At 35.6% G+C, this 16,508-nt stretch carries 12 protein-coding genes; all 12 read right to left on the bottom strand.

What is annotated here, in order from left to right:
* Positions 1-211 precede the first annotated feature (211 nt).
* The 12 genes from cobN to cobJ all read right to left on the bottom strand — a co-directional run bounded on the left by cobN (position 212) and on the right by cobJ (position 16,467).
* Positions 212-3,958 (bottom strand): cobaltochelatase subunit CobN, encoded by a 3,747-nt coding sequence (gene cobN / locus C1H87_RS22400; protein ID WP_102757961.1) that lies wholly within the window; start codon positions 3,956-3,958, stop codon positions 212-214.
* Positions 3,958-4,983 (bottom strand): cobalamin biosynthesis protein CobW, encoded by a 1,026-nt coding sequence (cobW, locus tag C1H87_RS22395; RefSeq protein WP_102757960.1) that lies wholly within the window; start codon positions 4,981-4,983, stop codon positions 3,958-3,960. Before cobW ends, cobN begins: the two co-directional genes overlap by 1 nt.
* Positions 4,984-4,994: 11 nt before the next feature.
* A complete protein-coding gene (locus tag C1H87_RS22390) occupies positions 4,995-5,582 on the bottom strand; it encodes a cob(I)yrinic acid a,c-diamide adenosyltransferase (protein WP_102757959.1) in 588 nt (195 codons plus the stop codon).
* Positions 5,579-6,895, bottom strand: coding sequence for a cobyrinate a,c-diamide synthase (locus C1H87_RS22385; RefSeq protein ID WP_102757958.1), 1,317 nt, complete (start codon positions 6,893-6,895; stop codon positions 5,579-5,581). The genes C1H87_RS22390 and C1H87_RS22385 overlap by 4 nt, the downstream gene beginning before the upstream one ends.
* 294 nt (positions 6,896-7,189) lie before the next feature.
* Positions 7,190-8,833, bottom strand: a complete 1,644-nt coding sequence (locus C1H87_RS22380; protein ID WP_102757957.1) for an AAA family ATPase — start codon at positions 8,831-8,833, stop codon at positions 7,190-7,192.
* Complete coding sequence (locus C1H87_RS22375; protein WP_102757956.1) at positions 8,830-9,546, bottom strand: hypothetical protein; 717 nt, start codon at positions 9,544-9,546, stop codon at positions 8,830-8,832. Before C1H87_RS22375 ends, C1H87_RS22380 begins: the two co-directional genes overlap by 4 nt.
* The gene (cbiD, locus tag C1H87_RS22370) at positions 9,543-10,625 is read right to left on the bottom strand and encodes a cobalt-precorrin-5B (C(1))-methyltransferase CbiD (RefSeq protein ID WP_102757955.1); all 1,083 of its coding nucleotides are present in this window, start codon (positions 10,623-10,625) and stop codon (positions 9,543-9,545) included. Before cbiD ends, C1H87_RS22375 begins: the two co-directional genes overlap by 4 nt.
* On the bottom strand, positions 10,622-11,377 hold the full coding sequence (locus C1H87_RS22365) for a precorrin-6A/cobalt-precorrin-6A reductase (protein ID WP_102757954.1): 756 nt from the start codon (positions 11,375-11,377) through the stop codon (positions 10,622-10,624). Before C1H87_RS22365 ends, cbiD begins: the two co-directional genes overlap by 4 nt.
* An 18-nt stretch (positions 11,378-11,395) precedes the next feature.
* Positions 11,396-13,237, bottom strand: coding sequence for a precorrin-4 C(11)-methyltransferase (gene cobM, locus C1H87_RS22360; protein ID WP_102757953.1), 1,842 nt, complete (start codon positions 13,235-13,237; stop codon positions 11,396-11,398).
* Positions 13,234-14,439 carry a precorrin-6y C5,15-methyltransferase (decarboxylating) subunit CbiE gene (cbiE, locus tag C1H87_RS22355; RefSeq protein ID WP_102757952.1) on the bottom strand — a complete coding sequence of 402 codons (1,206 nt, stop codon included), beginning with the start codon at positions 14,437-14,439 and terminating at the stop codon, positions 13,234-13,236. The genes cobM and cbiE overlap by 4 nt, the downstream gene beginning before the upstream one ends.
* Complete coding sequence (gene bluB, locus C1H87_RS22350; protein ID WP_102757951.1) at positions 14,440-15,081, bottom strand: 5,6-dimethylbenzimidazole synthase; 642 nt, start codon at positions 15,079-15,081, stop codon at positions 14,440-14,442.
* Positions 15,082-15,084: 3 nt separating this feature from the next.
* Positions 15,085-16,467 (bottom strand): precorrin-3B C(17)-methyltransferase, encoded by a 1,383-nt coding sequence (cobJ, locus tag C1H87_RS22345; protein WP_102757950.1) that lies wholly within the window; start codon positions 16,465-16,467, stop codon positions 15,085-15,087.
* Positions 16,468-16,508 lie beyond the last annotated feature (41 nt).

The following is a 16,508-nucleotide window of genomic DNA, read 5'->3' as shown; positions in this document are numbered from 1 at the left end:
CCTTACATTATTAAATTTCTTGTACCTTTTTCGATATTATGATAAAAATTATAAGTTGATTACTTATAACTCAAAAACATTGAACCAAAAATATGATATAAAAACTATAATGATTCGTCTTTAAATTACTATTTAAGAATGGTCTTTGAAAAATCTCAAATGAGTAATTATTCGAATTCCTTTTATAAATTTTACCGCTTTAATTTTGTTTTTATTCTATTATAGCCTCAGATTTTTTATAGATGCCTTTTAATTCTGCTACGGTTTCTTCTGAAGGTGCTTTCCACATACCTCTTTGAATCGCTTCCAGCATACGTTCAGACATATCCTTTAACGCCCAAGGGTTATGTGCTTCTATAAAGGCTTTATTTTCATCATCAAACAAGTACTTTTCGGTAATTTGCTCGTACATAAAATCATCAATTAAATTAGTAGTAGCATCATAAGCAAATAAATAGTCCATAGTCGCCGCCATTTCAAAAGCTCCTTTATAACCATGCTCTCGCATCCCTTGCATCCATTTCGGGTTGACGACTCTAGAACGAAACACTTTTAACAATTCTTCTTTTAATGATTTTACTTTAGGATTATCTGGTCGTGAATGGTCTCCAAAATACATGTCTGGTTGCGTGCCTTTTATTTTATTTACCGCAACTGCCATACCTCCTTGAAATTGGTAATAATCATCAGAATCTAAAATATCGTGTTCTCTATTGTCTTGATTTTGCATGACGACTTCAATGGAAGACAAACGTTTTTCAAAAGTTTCATGAGCAGATTTACCACTATTATTTTTTCCGTAATACGCATAACCACTCCAATTAATGTATGCTTGCGCTAAATCGTCAGATGTTGTCCAATTCTTTTCATCAATTAAACCTTGTAAGCCAGCGCCATAAGCTCCTGGTTTCGATCCAAATACACGATACAGGGCGCGTTCATTAGCTTGATTTTCATCTAAGCCTTTTGTAAGCCATTGTTCTTTTTCTTCTAATACACGCTTTTTTATAGGATTCTGCTCATCGGTTTCGTCAAGTTCTGCAACTTTTTCGATAGCGGTATTAAATAGTGAAATTAAATCAGGAAAAGCATCTCTAAAAAAACCAGAAATACGAAGCATAACATCTACTCTAGGTCTTTTAAGTTTTAAGGTTGAAATAATTTCAAAATCTTTAACCCGTCTATTGCTTCCTTGCCAAATGGGTTTTACCCCAATTAAAGCCAAGGCTTGGGCTATGTCGTCACCACTGGTACGCATTGTAGAGGTCCCCCAAACGGACAAACCAATAGACGTTGGGTATTCCCCATTTTCTTGCAAATAACGATCTATAATGTTCTGGGCACTTTTTTCACCCAATTGATACGCTGTTTCGGAAGGTACCGTGCGAACATCTACCGAATAAAAATTTCTTCCAGTTGGTAAAATATCTAATCGTCCTCGTGTAGGCGCGCCAGAACCACCGGCAGGGATGTATTGGCCGTTTAATCCATGAATTAAATGCGTTAATTCATGTCGTGTTTTGTTTAAAACAGGAATGGTATGTTGCTGTATGTATAGCAGTAATTGTTGGGTGTGTTTCCCTATGTTTTTTGATACTTCTCCTTTTAATAATTGTTGAATAAGTCCCTTAGATTTATTTTCTAAAAGTTCAACAGCTTGTCCAAACGTTCTGCATTCAATACCTAAGATTTCTTTATTAAATCCATCTGAATAACTAACATGTAACGGATCAAAATCAAGCTGAAAATCTTCTGCTAAACATTGTGTGATCCCTTTTAAATCATTTTGAGGTAAGCGGTGTAAAGCCACTATTAAATCGATCAATTTTTCATTTTCGGGAAGACAACCCAAAATATGTAACCCCCCTCGTATTTGCGCTTCTTTTAATTCACACAAATAACCATCAATCACTTCTAAGAGCGCATCAATATCTTTTCCATCTTGATTTAAATCGGTTTTAAGATGGGTTTCATTTACCAAGTTTTCAATTTTGGTTTTAATCAATGTTGCTCTTTTCTTATCGACTAAAGCAGATTCGTAAAACTCATCTATTAAAAGTTCTAACTTCAATAAATCACCATAGTTTTCAGCCCTTGTCATTGGGGGAATTAAATGATCGAGTATAATGGCCTGATTTCTTCTTTTGGCTTGTGTTCCTTCCCCAGGATCATTAATAATAAAAGGATAAAAATGTGGGATGGCTCCTAAAATTGCTGAAGGAAAACAGGTTTCTTTACTTAGTGCGACACTTTTTCCTGGGAGCCATTCTAAGTTTCCATGTTTACCAATATGTACCAAAGCATCTGCTTTAAAGTCATGTTGTAACCAAATGTAGTATGCTAAATAAGCAGGTGGTGGTGGTAAATCTGGTGAATGATAACTGGCTTGTAAATCCAAATTATAGCCTCTACTCGGTTGAATACTTACCAATACGTTTTCAGAAATAAACCCAGGAATTAAAAAATAACCTTTTTTATAATTGGGCGATTTGTTTGGAGCGCCCCATTGTGTTTCTATTTTAGCACGAAGTGTGTCAGAAAGTTGGTTGTAGTAACGATAAAAAATAGTTTCATCCAACTTAATGGCATGGCGTTCATTTAATGAATTTATCGTTTCTAAACTGTTCGTAACAGAGTTGGTTAACTTATCTATTAACTCATTTGTAGTTTTGGGATAATCTGAAGCTAGGGTGTAATTTTCATCTGCTAATTCCTTTAAAATTTGCAAAGTACTTTGAGGTGTGTCTAGCCCTACCCCATTTGCTAACCGACTATTTTTATTCGGATAGTTAGGCAATACTAAGGCGATTTTTTTATTAGCATTTTCTTTTTGCTGTAAATGGATCCACCTTTTTGCCATTTGGGCCACAAACAAACAGCCTTCTGTATGCGGTACATAAGAAACAACTTCTGAATCTGTTATAGTATCCTTTTCTATAGACTCTTTAAAAGAGATCACTTTTGAAATAATTTTACCATCAACCTCTGGTAAAGCAATATTCATAGCAATATCTGTGGGAGGCAAACCAAAATCACCATCCAGCCAACTTTCATGGTTGCAACTCCCCATTATCGCCTGAATAACGGGGACATTAAATACTTCAAACAGGCTTTGTGCGGTATCATGAAAACCTTGAACGCTAAACCCCGTAGTATTAATAATAATTTGGGGCTTTTCGATTTGATAGCCTTTTAACAAATCGAAAATTTGTTGCTGTATATCTTTTTCGCGATAGCCCGATGCCATTAGCACCGCTGATGACATACCTTCTTCTTCCAAGGCATTAATAATAGCATGAACAGGATCTAAATTATTAGATAAATAATAACTCCTATAACTAAAAATAATGGCTTGTGCTTTCTTTTCAATTCGTGTTGTTGTATTCCAAATACCTGTGTTGGGATGGTATAAAAATAAATCTGGAATTGTAGTAATCTTTGAAGGGCTTAAATTAAAATCACCGATTCTATTTATTAATAATTGTAATGCTGACTGACAGTTTTTAACGCCTCCAGATTGTACGTACTTCCATATAGTATCTACTTCTTTTAGCGACATAGTAGACGCACTCATTAACTCTAAATCTGGTTTATTATCTCCAGGTAAGAATATAAGTTGAATATTATTTGTTTCGCAACATTCCGTTATGGCTTCGCAGAGGTAATTATAATATGCTTTTCCTCCTAAAAGTTTAAGTATGACAATCTTCGCAGAAGAAATGACTTCATCCACATAAGTATCTATAGTCAGCTCTTGCTTAAAATAGGAAAGATTGGCAAAACGAAAAGAAGGGAGACCATCAACAGCATGATACAGTGATTTATAGGCATTGTTCATCATAAATAAATCGGAATCTGCTGAAGACAAAAAAATAATGTCTCCAGGAGATTGATCGATGTAAAAAACACCTTCATCATTGGGATTCCATCCACCTGGTATTGTAGAAATTAAATGCACTAAATTGAATTTTCTGCTTTTAATTCCTCGATCCCTTTACCAATAACAACCAGTTTTGTTTTACGGGTTTCATTTTCTTCCCATGGTCTTTCAAAATAATAATCGAAACGAGACCCTACGCCTTGTAAAACCATACGCATGGGTTTGTTTGGGATGTTAACAAATCCTTTTATGCGATAAATTTCATGGTTTTGTACCAAGCCTTTTAAATCTTCGACTAAAGCCTTAATATCTTCTGTTTCTGGATATTCTAGTAATGCATTTTGAATATCATCATTGTGATGGTGGTGATGTCCGTGTTTATGATGTTCTTCATGAATGGAATGACGGTTGTCTACATCATTTTCTGCTGAAGCTTCCACGCCCAACAATAAGGCATTGTCTAACTCGCCGTTTACAACAGGAATAATTTTAGTATTGGGTCTTGCTTTACTGGTTATAATCTGATTGATTTCTTCAAATTTCTCATCATCAACTAAATCTCTTTTGCTTACTAAAACCAAATCGGCACAGGTTAATTGATCTAAAAACAGTTCTTCTATTGGGGTTTCATGGTCTAACGAATCATCTGCTAAACGTTGTGCTTGCACACGCTCTCTATCACAAATTTCTCCAGTAGCGATGCCCACAGCATCTACAACTGTAATAACAGAATCTATAGTAATATGAGGTTTTAAATCGGGCCAGTTTACTGCTTTTACCAATGGTTTAGGCATTGACAAGCCTGATGTTTCTATTACAATATGATCTATTTGATCTTTACGCTCCAACAACTGCAACATAGAAGGTAAAAACTCTTCTTGTACGGTACAGCAAATACAACCGTTTGGTAATTGGATTAGGTCACAGTCATCATCCTCACATCCTGTAGACCCTATCAATTGACCATCTACATCTACTTCTCCAAATTCATTCACCAAAACGGCGATACGCTTGCCATTGGCATTTTTTAACATATTGTGAACCAAGGTCGTTTTTCCGACGCCTAAAAAACCTGTAACTATGGTAATTGGTATTTTATTCATTGTAATCGTTTTTATGAGTTTGTTTTTTTCTTTCTTTTATATAAAAATAAATTCCACTTTTCTTCGGCAACACCGTGTTTATTCATTTCTGCCCTAGCCATTGTAAAAAACAAATCTGAGAGCCTATTTATATAACTAGAAATGTAATCGTGAACACATTCTGGATCTTCTTGCATTAAAGTAACCAACTGCCTTTCTCCCCTTCTTATTTGCGTTCTGCAAACATGGCAAAGTGCAGATATTTCGTTTCCTCCTGGCAATAAAAAATAGTCTGAAGGCGAACTAATGCTATCCTCTAATTCGTCTAACCAATTTTCACAAAATTCAGCACCGTCTTCTGGTTTCGGATTTGGGTTTTCTTTCTTAGAATCTGATGGACGTGCCAAGTGTGACATCATGTTCATCATATCTTTTTGGATACGATGTAAATTGGCTTGCCATTCATGATCGTTTCCTAATTTGCTTCTTAGCAATCCTATGGTAGAATTAACTTCATCAAGTGTTCCTATACATTCAATTCGTGCGGAGTTTTTAAATTCTCTTTTGCCTCCAAAAACACCTGTTGTTCCTTTATCTCCTTTGCGGGTATAAATTTTCATAAGTTGTGGTTTATTTCGTTTATTAATTGTGAAAGTCGTTCTGTAGTGCCCAAATAATGATGTACGTAAGACCCCATTACATGTTGTTTTTTATAAATTTTCGTGGTTGTTTTACCGCCTCTAGCATTCATGATGTTTGACTCCATACTGGTTTCGTTATCGTTTATTATACTTGAATAATGAAACTCATGTCCTTTAAAAGAATGATTGTTTATTTCAGACGTACGATATCCTAAATGCAGTTTTGGATTGGCAATGGTAGATTCAAAATTGAAATAGTCCACCATGTTATAGGTTTCATTATTTTCGGATAGAATCGATTTCCCCAAATACATCATCCCGCCACATTCTGCATATATTTTACCATTATTTTGAGCATATTTTTTAATTGCCAAAAGCATCTCTTTATTGCTAGACAATTCTTTTAAATAAAGTTCTGGATAACCTCCTGGGAAATAAATAAAATCGCTATCGGGAATGTCTTTATCATGTATCGGACTAAAAAACTGGACATCGCCTAATTGCTCCATAGCGACAATGTTTTGAGGATAGATAAAATTAAAAGCTTCATCTTTAGCCACTGCAAATTTGATTTTACTTTTTGACTTCGTTTCTTTTGTTGAATCTGATATGGGTTCTATGTCTTTTGAAGCTTCTAAAATGGCTTCCCAGTTTACTGTTTCTTCTAGTTTATTTGCAATTTGGTCAATTACGATATCAAACTTTTTAATGTCTTTTATATTTAATCCTAAATGCCTTGAAGGTATAACAATGTCTTTTATGTTCTGAAGATACCCAAACGACTTGACACCAATATCCTCACAGGCTTCTTTTAAAAAAGTATAATGATTTGCAGACCCTACACGATTAAAAATAACGCCCATGATGTTAAGGTCTTTATCAAAGTTCACAAAACCTTGAATAAGCGGTGCAACTGAGTAAGCAACTGCTTTTGCATCAACGACCAATAACACAGGTGTGCGGAGTTTTTTTGCTAATTCTGCTGTACTCCCCTTATCTTTTTTTGCGCCATCAAACAAGCCCATGACGCCTTCTATACAATTCACTTGTGCGTTTCTACCATAAACATGTAAACTTGTATTGATGTCTTCTTGGGTCATCATATACAAATCGAGATTTACACCCGTTTTGTCACAAGCCAATTGGTGAAACTTAGGGTCTATATAATCGGGGCCAACTTTAAAAGGTTGGGGTGTTATGTTTTTTTGCTTAAACAAGCGCAGTAACCCTAAAGTGATCGTGGTTTTCCCAGCATTACTATTTGGTGCCGATATGATGAATTGTTTTGTCATTTTTTTAATAGGTTGGAATTTCTGAAACCATAAAATTTACTTTAGTTGTTGTTTAAGTAATGAAACTATGTCATTCCGAACGCTACGGAGAGTAAAATATATTTTACTTGAACGTATATAGCGTAGCTATCGAAGAGGAATCTCATAATCTCATCTTTATGAGATGTCTCGTCGCTCATGCTTCGCTCCCTGCCTGCCGGCAGGCAGGTGTCGACATGACAAAACACTATTCTCATATTAAAATTTATATTGAACTTATGTTTATAGCAAGTCAACAAATTATTCTGTTTCATTTTATAAGTCATTCCCTGTAATTAAAACTTCGTACTCTGCATTAATTCGTTTGGCAAGCTCTTGAGCAACCCCTGTTTTTACGATGCCTTTTTCTGCATCAACAATTTGAGTTTTATGTATGCCTTTGCAATACGTTCGAAAAGCGAGTGTTACATCTTCCAAGTGGCTATCTTCATTTAATTTTCCATCTGTAATAACATGAAGAACATGCTGATGTTCCATATCCGAGCACAACCCTTTTATTTGCTTAAAACCAGCAATTAAATTGGTCTTTCCTCCTGTTTTTATTTCTGCTAATGTTGCTTCAACAGTACTTAAAACAGTGCTGTTTCTTAAAATAATTTGAGCGTCTCCATTAAATAAGGAAACCATAGAAAATTGAGTACTTTGTGTTTTTGTTTGCTCTGTTATTTTATTTACAGCCCCTTTGGCGTAAGCTATAATTTGGTTTTTAAGCATAGACCCGCTAGAGTCTATTAAAAAAATATGATGCTGTTTTAAAACAGTGCTTTTACGTTTGGTTTTTAGCTCAAATTTATCGGTTGCTAAATATTGGCTTACTGTTTTTTTTGTGTCTAATGCTGTAAAATTACCATCTACACTTTGCGTTGAATACGTGCCATTTTGAATGGTATTGACATGTATTTCCTTTGGCTTCTGAAATTTATTTTCAGGTATTAAAATAGTGGCTTTTTCTTCTCTTGAAGTATTTGTATCCGAGTCTGATTCTTGAGGCTGGTCGTTTTGCTCTTGTGGTCGATTTTGTTGATCTGGTGTATTCAAACTTCTGTGATTTAGCACAAAATCTGCAATGCTGTCAACTTCCTTTGTGGTAACTTCTGCTATGTTTTTATAAGAAGCATAGGCTCTCGCCGTTTTTATCAATAAAATATCGGCTCGTAAACCTTCTACTTGATGCTGAATGGCTAATTCGCTACAGTATTCAATAACACCATCCGCTATTTTTATAGATAACAACTTGCTTTTAGCGGTTTTAATTTGTGTGGCTATACTTTCGTCTTTGCTTTTATAATTGACTATAAATTGTGAAGGATCATCATCAAAAGCCAACCGTTGTTTCATGATTTTTTGACGTATTTTAACATCTTTGGGAGTTGTAATAGTGACACTTAATCCAAAACGATCTTTTAGTTGTGGTCTTAAACTTCCCTCTTCGGGGTTCATAGACCCCACTAAACAAAACTGACTTTTAAAATAACGTGATATGCCCTCTCTTTCTAAATAATAATTACCAGAAGCGGTAGCATCCAACAAAATATCGGTAAGGTAATCTTGCAACAGATTCACTTCGTCTACATACAAAACACCTTGATGTGCTTGTGCCATTAACCCTAAGTTGACCACTTCTTTTTTAGCATTAATCAATTGTTCCAAATCAATGCTTCCAACAAGTCGATCTTCAGAGACACCAATAGGTAAATTAACAAAAGGGTATGCTGTTTCGTCTCCCATTAAATTTGTTAAGGATCTAATCAAAGTGGTTTTTCCTGTGCCTTTATCTCCAATGGCTAATACCCCGCCAATTGACGGGTCGACCAAATTTAAAATAAGCGCTAGCTTAAAATGGTCTTGCCCTACAATGGCAGAAAAAGGGAACTTTATTTGGTTTTTATCTTGTTTCATAATCCCGAAAAACTATTATATATCCAAAAAATTCCTATAAGAATGGATCCAAGCCCCGCAAGACCGTTCATCCATTTAAAAATTGATAAATTCCGTTCTAAAAACCGACTCATTACTGCTATTAAAACATAACTATAAACGCCCATTGCTATAATAATCCCCAAAGATTCTATAGCTAATACCAATAGGGCTTCGTTTATTGTATTGGTGCTTAATATTAGAGCAGACGTTAATGCGCCACCTGTCCCTGCCAAACCATGCATCATTCCAATCCAAAACGATTTATTCATTGGGTTTACTGCTATTTCTTCTCCTTTGGTTCCGTGAAGATGTATGGGGTTAGAGATGTCATGCTCGTGTGGTTCAATTTTTTTATGATCTTGTACCATCTCATTAATGGCATAATTTCTCTTAATTGCCGTAACCCCTAACCAAATCATAATAGGACCAACAGCAATTTCTGCCCAAAAAGAAATATCCTCAATAATCAAACTAGCCATACTTCTAAAAAATAGTGCTACACCTCCAAAAAGTAACAATGTCACCGAATGTCCGAATGCCCATTGAGAAGCTTTAAAAACGGTTTTAATGTTGACCCTTTTTTTATTGATGGCATTTTCTGTTGCCAATACAGAAACTGCCGTGACGTGATCGGGTTCAAAAGAATGTAAAATACCCGCCATTAGGGGCCTAATTAAAGAAGTTATTGTCATTTTTTATATTTTATAAGTGTTCCGTCTTTATGAATAAGGTAAATTTCTAATGCTACCTGTTTAATTTTTACTTGAGTATGTTGGTAGCAATGTTTTAATAATAGCTGGAAAAAAGGGGCCTTTTGCTCAAAATCAAACAACTCAATTAATCGTCCAGCCATATTTAAGGCTCTAATTTTTTCAGTTTCCTTAAATCCAATTTCTTCGGCTAACCGAACTACAAAATCTTTATTCCAGCTAGAAACGCAACTATGCGTATCGGTAACGCCTCCCGCTAGTTTTACTGCTTTCCCCAACATAATACCAATGCTTACTTTTTTTATAGGTGACTTGTTGATTTTTGTTAGGGTTTCTCCAATCCAATTACCATAATGGATAAATGCATGTTCTGGCAGATGGCTAAACTTTGTACGCAAATATTTTTCGCTTCTTGCTCCAGAATTAATAACCAATTCGTCAATTTTATTGGCAACGGCAACGTCTATGCCTTGCTCTATACTGGCAATATAAGATGAGGATGAGTATGGTTTTACAATGCCACTTGTTCCTAAAATAGAAATGCCATTCATGATACCTACACGCTCATTGAGTGTACGCTTTGCTATTTTTTTTCCATCTGTAACAAAAACGGTTATCGATACGCCACATTCTAAATCGTAATCGTGCAATAGTTTTTGAGTGGCACTACGCATCATTTTTCTTGGAACGGGATTTATGGCCGGTTCTCCAATAGCAAGTTCCAAACCTTTAAGCGTCAACGTTCCAACACCTTCGCCTGCAAAAAACTGAATATCTTTTTGTTGTGTTAATGTTACAATACAACCTATTTCTGCACCATTAGTTACATCGGGGTCGTCCCCTGCATCTTTAATTACCGAACATTTCGCAGTATCTTCTGTGAACTCACAAGTGTGTATTGGCAACTCAACTACTTTATCAATTGGCAGGTGTACCTTTACTTTTAAAGTCGCTTTTTGATGAATAATAGCCATTAACCCTGCTTTTGCTGTTGCTGTAGCACAGGTTCCTGTTGTAAACCCTTCTCTTAACGGTCCTTTTGGAATTTTCCTTAAACTCATAGCAGACTCTTTTTAGAAATGACTGATTCCAATGCATTAACATCATAAACCATCTTAAAATAGCTTGGTATTTTGGGTTGATTAATGATGATGATCTGTGTATTTGTTTTTAAGGTCGCTTCGATTTTTGTAGATAGAAAACCACTGTTTCCGGTCTCTTTTGTTAGTACAACATCTATTTTACACGTTTTAAGTAAAGCGATTTCTTCTTCTAAATTTGCAGAGGGCAAGCCTAGAATTAATTGTTCTTCAGGAAAATTACTTTCTTGAGCAATAGCAATGGATTCTGGTCTATTAAGGATTCTAAAATAGCTTGTATTATTTCGCCACCAAGGTTTTAATCTTTTGATGGATTGCACACCTGTTAAGGCCAACAGGGTTTGATTGCTCTTTAGTAATTTTAAAGCATCATCATATGTATTTACATAAGAAACTAATGGATGGTTTATTTTAGAAAGCAATTGCCGTCCAAACCGTATAACAGGAATCTGTAATTTTTCGGCAACCTTTGCAATGGTTTGATGGAGTATTTCTGCAAAGGGATGCGATGCATTGATAATAATCTCTATACGCTTTTCTATAAGATAAGCTTCTAATTGTTTTTCATTTAACGCACCATATCGATAACTAGCAATCTCTGTTTCTTCAAAAGCAATGTTCGTTTTGGTAGAATACACAAAAGGCATAGCGCTTCCTTGTAACACCTTTGCTACCTTTTTTCCTTCTGTTGTTCCGCCAAATACTAGTATCATTTTTACTTTAAAATGGTATTACTCTGTTATTACAAATTTCTTGTTGGTTCTAAAAATATGTTTCCATTCGGGGCTGTATAATTGTGATCTGTTTTTACGTGCTCCAATAGCATGTCCTACCACAATTAATACGGTTCTTGTTTTTTTACTGTCTTTTACAATTTGTGCCAGATTTTCTAATTTTCCTTCAAAAATTTCTTCATCTTTCCAAGTAATCCGATACATAACTGCCACAGGCGTTTCCGGATCAAAATGCTCCAATAGTTGCGCTTGTACTTTAGTTGCTATGCCTACGCTTAAAAAAATACACATGGTCGCATTGGTAGCGGCAAAGGCGGCAATACTTTCTTTTGGAGGCATGGGCGTTTTACCTTCTCCTCTAGTTAAAACAATAGATTGCACGACTTCTGGAATAGTAAATTCTGATTTCAAAACAGCGGCCGCCGCACTAAATGAAGAAATACCGGGTACGATAAAATAATCCATTTCCAATTCGTCAAAAATGGTCATTTGTTCTTGAATAGCGCCATACAAAGACGGGTCGCCACATTGTAAACGCACAATGGCATTCCCTTTTTTATAATGTTCTTGCATTAAAGCGACTTGCTCTTCGAGTGTCATCGTTGCCGAGTTACGAACTACAGCTCCAGCTTTACACCAATCGGTCATTTCTTCTGGGATTAAACTACCTGCATACAACACGCAGTCGGCTTGCTCCAAATAGTATTTCCCTTTTACGGTGATGAGTTCTTCGTCACCAGGCCCTGCTCCAATAATGGCGATGGATGTTTTACGTTCTGCATTGGTATTTAAAGCAACAGAAAAGGTGAATTTTTCATTATTCTCTAAATGTATTTTTTGCTTTTCGACCAATACGTTTTTATTTCCAGAAAGTAGTATGGCACAAGATTCTGACACGCCATCTACACCTATTTTAGATTGTACCACAGCACTTGGGTTAGGCACTGAAATAGTGTTTATTTTTTCTGAAGTAAATGTGCGAAATGGCATCTTGTTTTTTGCACTAAAATCTAAGTAAGCTTGTTGCTCTGCCTTAATATCAATTGAACCGAAATTTTTAATGGCAGAAAACCTTAAACCTCTTGTTTTTAGTTCTAATTCTAAGGTTTCTTGAAAAAGAATAGGGTCTAGTTTTTTGGAACATCCAGATCCAACCGAAAGTACTTTTGGAATAAAAAACAAGCTTGGAATTGTGGCATCGTAAATCTTGTAACTTACTGTAATGAATAATTCAAATTGAGAAAAATCAATAGCGCTTTCATCATAAAAAACAGTCACAAAACCTGGAACCGTTTTTTCCAAATGTTCTGTGCCTTTGTCTTTAATATCTAAGAGCAAGGCAGTTGGTTTATTGTTTACAAACAATGCCATGATGGTGTTCATGGATACGGAGTTTTCTATTTGCCAATCAAATTGATTTCCAATGGTATCTAAAGCCCAAATTTCCTGAACATCGCTTGAGGTCGATATAATAGCCTTTCCGCCTAAAATGGTGGCTATTTTTAAACAAAAATCATTGGCACCTCCTTTATGACCGCTTAGTACCGATTGTACATTTAAGCCAAGATCATCAAAAGAAATTACAGCAGGATCGGTGTTTTTATCTTTAAGGTGTGGTGCAATTAAACGCACACAAATACCTAAAGCGGTTACAAAACAAATACCGTCTAACTTCGAAAAATTTTCGGATAGATAGTCTGAAATAGATGTGATGGTCGATACATGATCGTTGTTTGACTGCAAGGTGGTAATAACCAATGATTTTGGAAATTCTTTCTGAATAACGAGTGCTTTTTCTACCCCTTTTTCAGTAACTGCTATAATGGCTATTTTTTTCATTTACTTCTTTTTTCTGCTGTGTGAATGCTAATTTTATTATGGGCGTTTACTTGAATAACAGTTGTGCTAATCGTATAATTTAATTTTGTAAACTCTTCTACAAATGTGTTGGTACTGCTTTCTTTTACGGCATTGGTAACGCAACGAGCAGATGGGTTTAACTGGTGGACTGTATGAATTAATTCTTTTAGTCTGCCTCCATGTCCGCCAATAAAAACGGCATCTGGAGTTGGGTAATCTTTTAAATTTAGATTGAAAAAATCGTCGATAACAATCTCAATCCCCGGCGTAGAAAAACGTTCTGTGTTTTGTTGAATTATGGTTTCGCATGCTGTTCGTTTTTCGAAAGCAATAATTTTGACATGCGGAAAATGTTGTTTGGCTTCAATAGCTACAGATCCTGTACAAGATCCCACATCCCAAAACACCCCTTTATTTTGTAGTTGCAAAGCACTAACGGTGCTTAATCTAATGGGCATTTTGGTAATCATATTTGCCCGATTAGGTAATGGTACAAAAGCATGGTCTGGAATACCAAATGGTTTGTCTTTTGGCGTTATTTGGTTTAATAAAACACAGTTTAGGCGATCGTGCTCTTTTTTGGTACAGGCTAATAGATCGAGTTTTTCTATGTGTTCATTATTTCCGTCCAAAGCTTCGCCAATCGTTATTGAATAATTATCAAAACCATATTGCAACATGCGTTTGGCTATTGTTGCTGGTGTTTTTTTCGCATCTGTTAACACGCCTATTAACTCATTTCTATTAATTAATGCGCTATCTAAAGCCGACCAATCTCTACCATGCACTGATACTGTTTTTAATGCATTGTAGTTGGTTTTTGTTTTATGACACAGTAATTGAATGCTATTGAAATAGGGACATGCTTTTAGTTTTGCATGCGGTAATAAACGCTGTAAGGTATTCCCAAAACCATAGAAGAAAGGATCACCAGAGACGAATATTACTATGGGTAAATGAATTGTTTTATATTTTTGAATGAGGGCTTCCATCTTCCCAGAGATTTCTATCCAAGAATGGTTTGCAGGCAAAAACGGTTTCACTAATTCGTAATGACGTTTTCCTCCTGAAAAAACAGTGGATTGTTGGATTAATGCTAAAATAGCATCATCCCATTTTGGAACAGCATGATTGCCAATTCCAACCAGATAAAAATCGATATGTGCTTTAGATGCATTCATTTATTGATACGATTCTTTTATAACTACATCATTAATATGCTTGCGCTTTTCCCATTGTAACTGCTCTAGCTCTGGGTTTTCATAAAATTTATCGACATGTCCTAAACATAAATAGCCTATTAGTTGCCTATCTTCTGGTGCATTTAAAATGCTTTTAATTTTTTGAGCGTTTAAAATACTTACCCAACCCAATCCTATATTTAAAGCGCGTGCCATGAGCCACATATTTTGAATGGCACAGACTACCGAATATTCGCCTGCTTCTTTCATTGAGGTTTGTCCTAAAACAGGATGTTTACTTGGTTTGTAAAAAACAGCGATATTGAGTGCCGATTCTATAATACCTTCTAATTTTAACTGTGTATATGCATCTGCTTTTTTTTCTTCAAAAAGCTGTTTGCCTTTTTCGTTCTCTTCAAAAAAACTATCCTTTATTTTATTTCTGATTTTTAAGTCTTTAATAATCACAAATTCCCAAGGTTGAGAAAAACCAACTGAAGGGGCATTAACGCCTGCAAATAAGATTTTATCTAAATCTTTTTGGGTTACTGGTTTATCAATAAAACGATTCCCTCTCACATCTCTTCGAGCCAATATTATTTGCTCAAGTGTTTCAATATTTTCAGAAGTGAATTTGTTCATTTTTTAAGATTTAAAATAATTTGAAGCTTCTTCTAAAGTAAATGCGGCATTGGTAATCGCCGCGGCAACATTGCTACCACCTCTGTTTCCTTCTATAAGTGCCCAATGGGTGTTTTTGGTTTGAGACAATTGTTCTTTGGCTTCTAAAACGTTAACAAATCCAACCGGTACCCCAATAATACCTGCTGGTTTAAACCTGTTATTTTCTCTTAGCTGTTCAATAATTTCAAACAATGCCGTCGGGGCGTTTCCAACAACATAAAGCGCATTCGGGTATTGCTCAATGGCTTTTCTAATACCGGCTTGCGATCGGGTTATGTTTTCTGTTTTTGCTAATAACTGAGCATCTTCATCGTTTAACAAACAATGTACTTTGGTGTTGTATTTTTTTATGAATGCTTTTGTTATCCCTGCTTTCACCATGGTAACATCTGTTACTATTTCTCCACCATTTTTAAGATGGTTGTGCCAGTTTTCGATAGCATTTGGTGTTGCGGCATAATGATTAAAATCTTCTAAAATTCCTGTGGTATGAATGATTCTGGTAATGGCCCATTTATCGGCAACAGAAAAGGAAAGGTCTTTAATATGTTCTGTAACAATCCTAAAGCTTTCTTGTTGGATTTCTTTACCTGTGTGTGGTTTTCTGTTAAGATAGCCTCTTGGGGTAACTAAATAATTTTTAAACTGATAGGTCTGGGAATTACCTATCATCACTAAACAAAACATATCGACATCGTCTGGATTCAATGCTCCCAAGGTTGTGATTTTAATGTCTTCTTCTGGGCGTGTTACATGCCTAACAATGGCCACTGGTGTAGAAGACGCACGTTCTTCCAAAAATATTTTTTGTAAGCGTCCTAATTGCCAATGTCTTTTTTTACTTTTTGGATTGTATAAACTAGTCACAAAATCGCCCATGGCCGCCGCTCTAATTCTTTTTTCAATCATGTTCCAGGGCGTCATTAAATCGGATAAAGAAATACAGCAAAAATCGTGACCCAACGGAGCGCCCAATTTACTTCCTGCTGCTAAAAATGCCGAAACACCTGGTAGCGTTTCTAATTCAAGATCGTCTAACTCATCGCCTCCTTTAGAAACCATTTCGTAAACAATGCTTGCCATGGCATAAATACTGGCATCTCCAGAACCTATTACCACGACATTCTTACCTGTTTTTGCTTTTTTAATGGCGACTTCGGCACGGCCTTCTTCTTGTCCTAACGGCATCGAAATTAATTCTGCATCCGTCTTTAAATACGGTTTTGCAAACTGAAAATAATAATCGTAACCAATAACCACTTCTGCTTGTTGTAATGCACTTTGCACAACAGGCAATATGTAAGCATTATCTCCTGGACCTAAGCCCGTAACGGTAATTTTCATGTGTCTCTAATTATTTTTTTTTTATTGGTTACATGTAGCTT

It is taken from the genome of Flavivirga eckloniae (genome assembly GCF_002886045.1).
Lineage (GTDB): Bacteria > Bacteroidota > Bacteroidia > Flavobacteriales > Flavobacteriaceae > Flavivirga > Flavivirga eckloniae.
The sequence above is the reverse complement of the archived record's forward strand: the minus strand, read 5'-3'. Positions and strand labels throughout refer to the sequence as shown.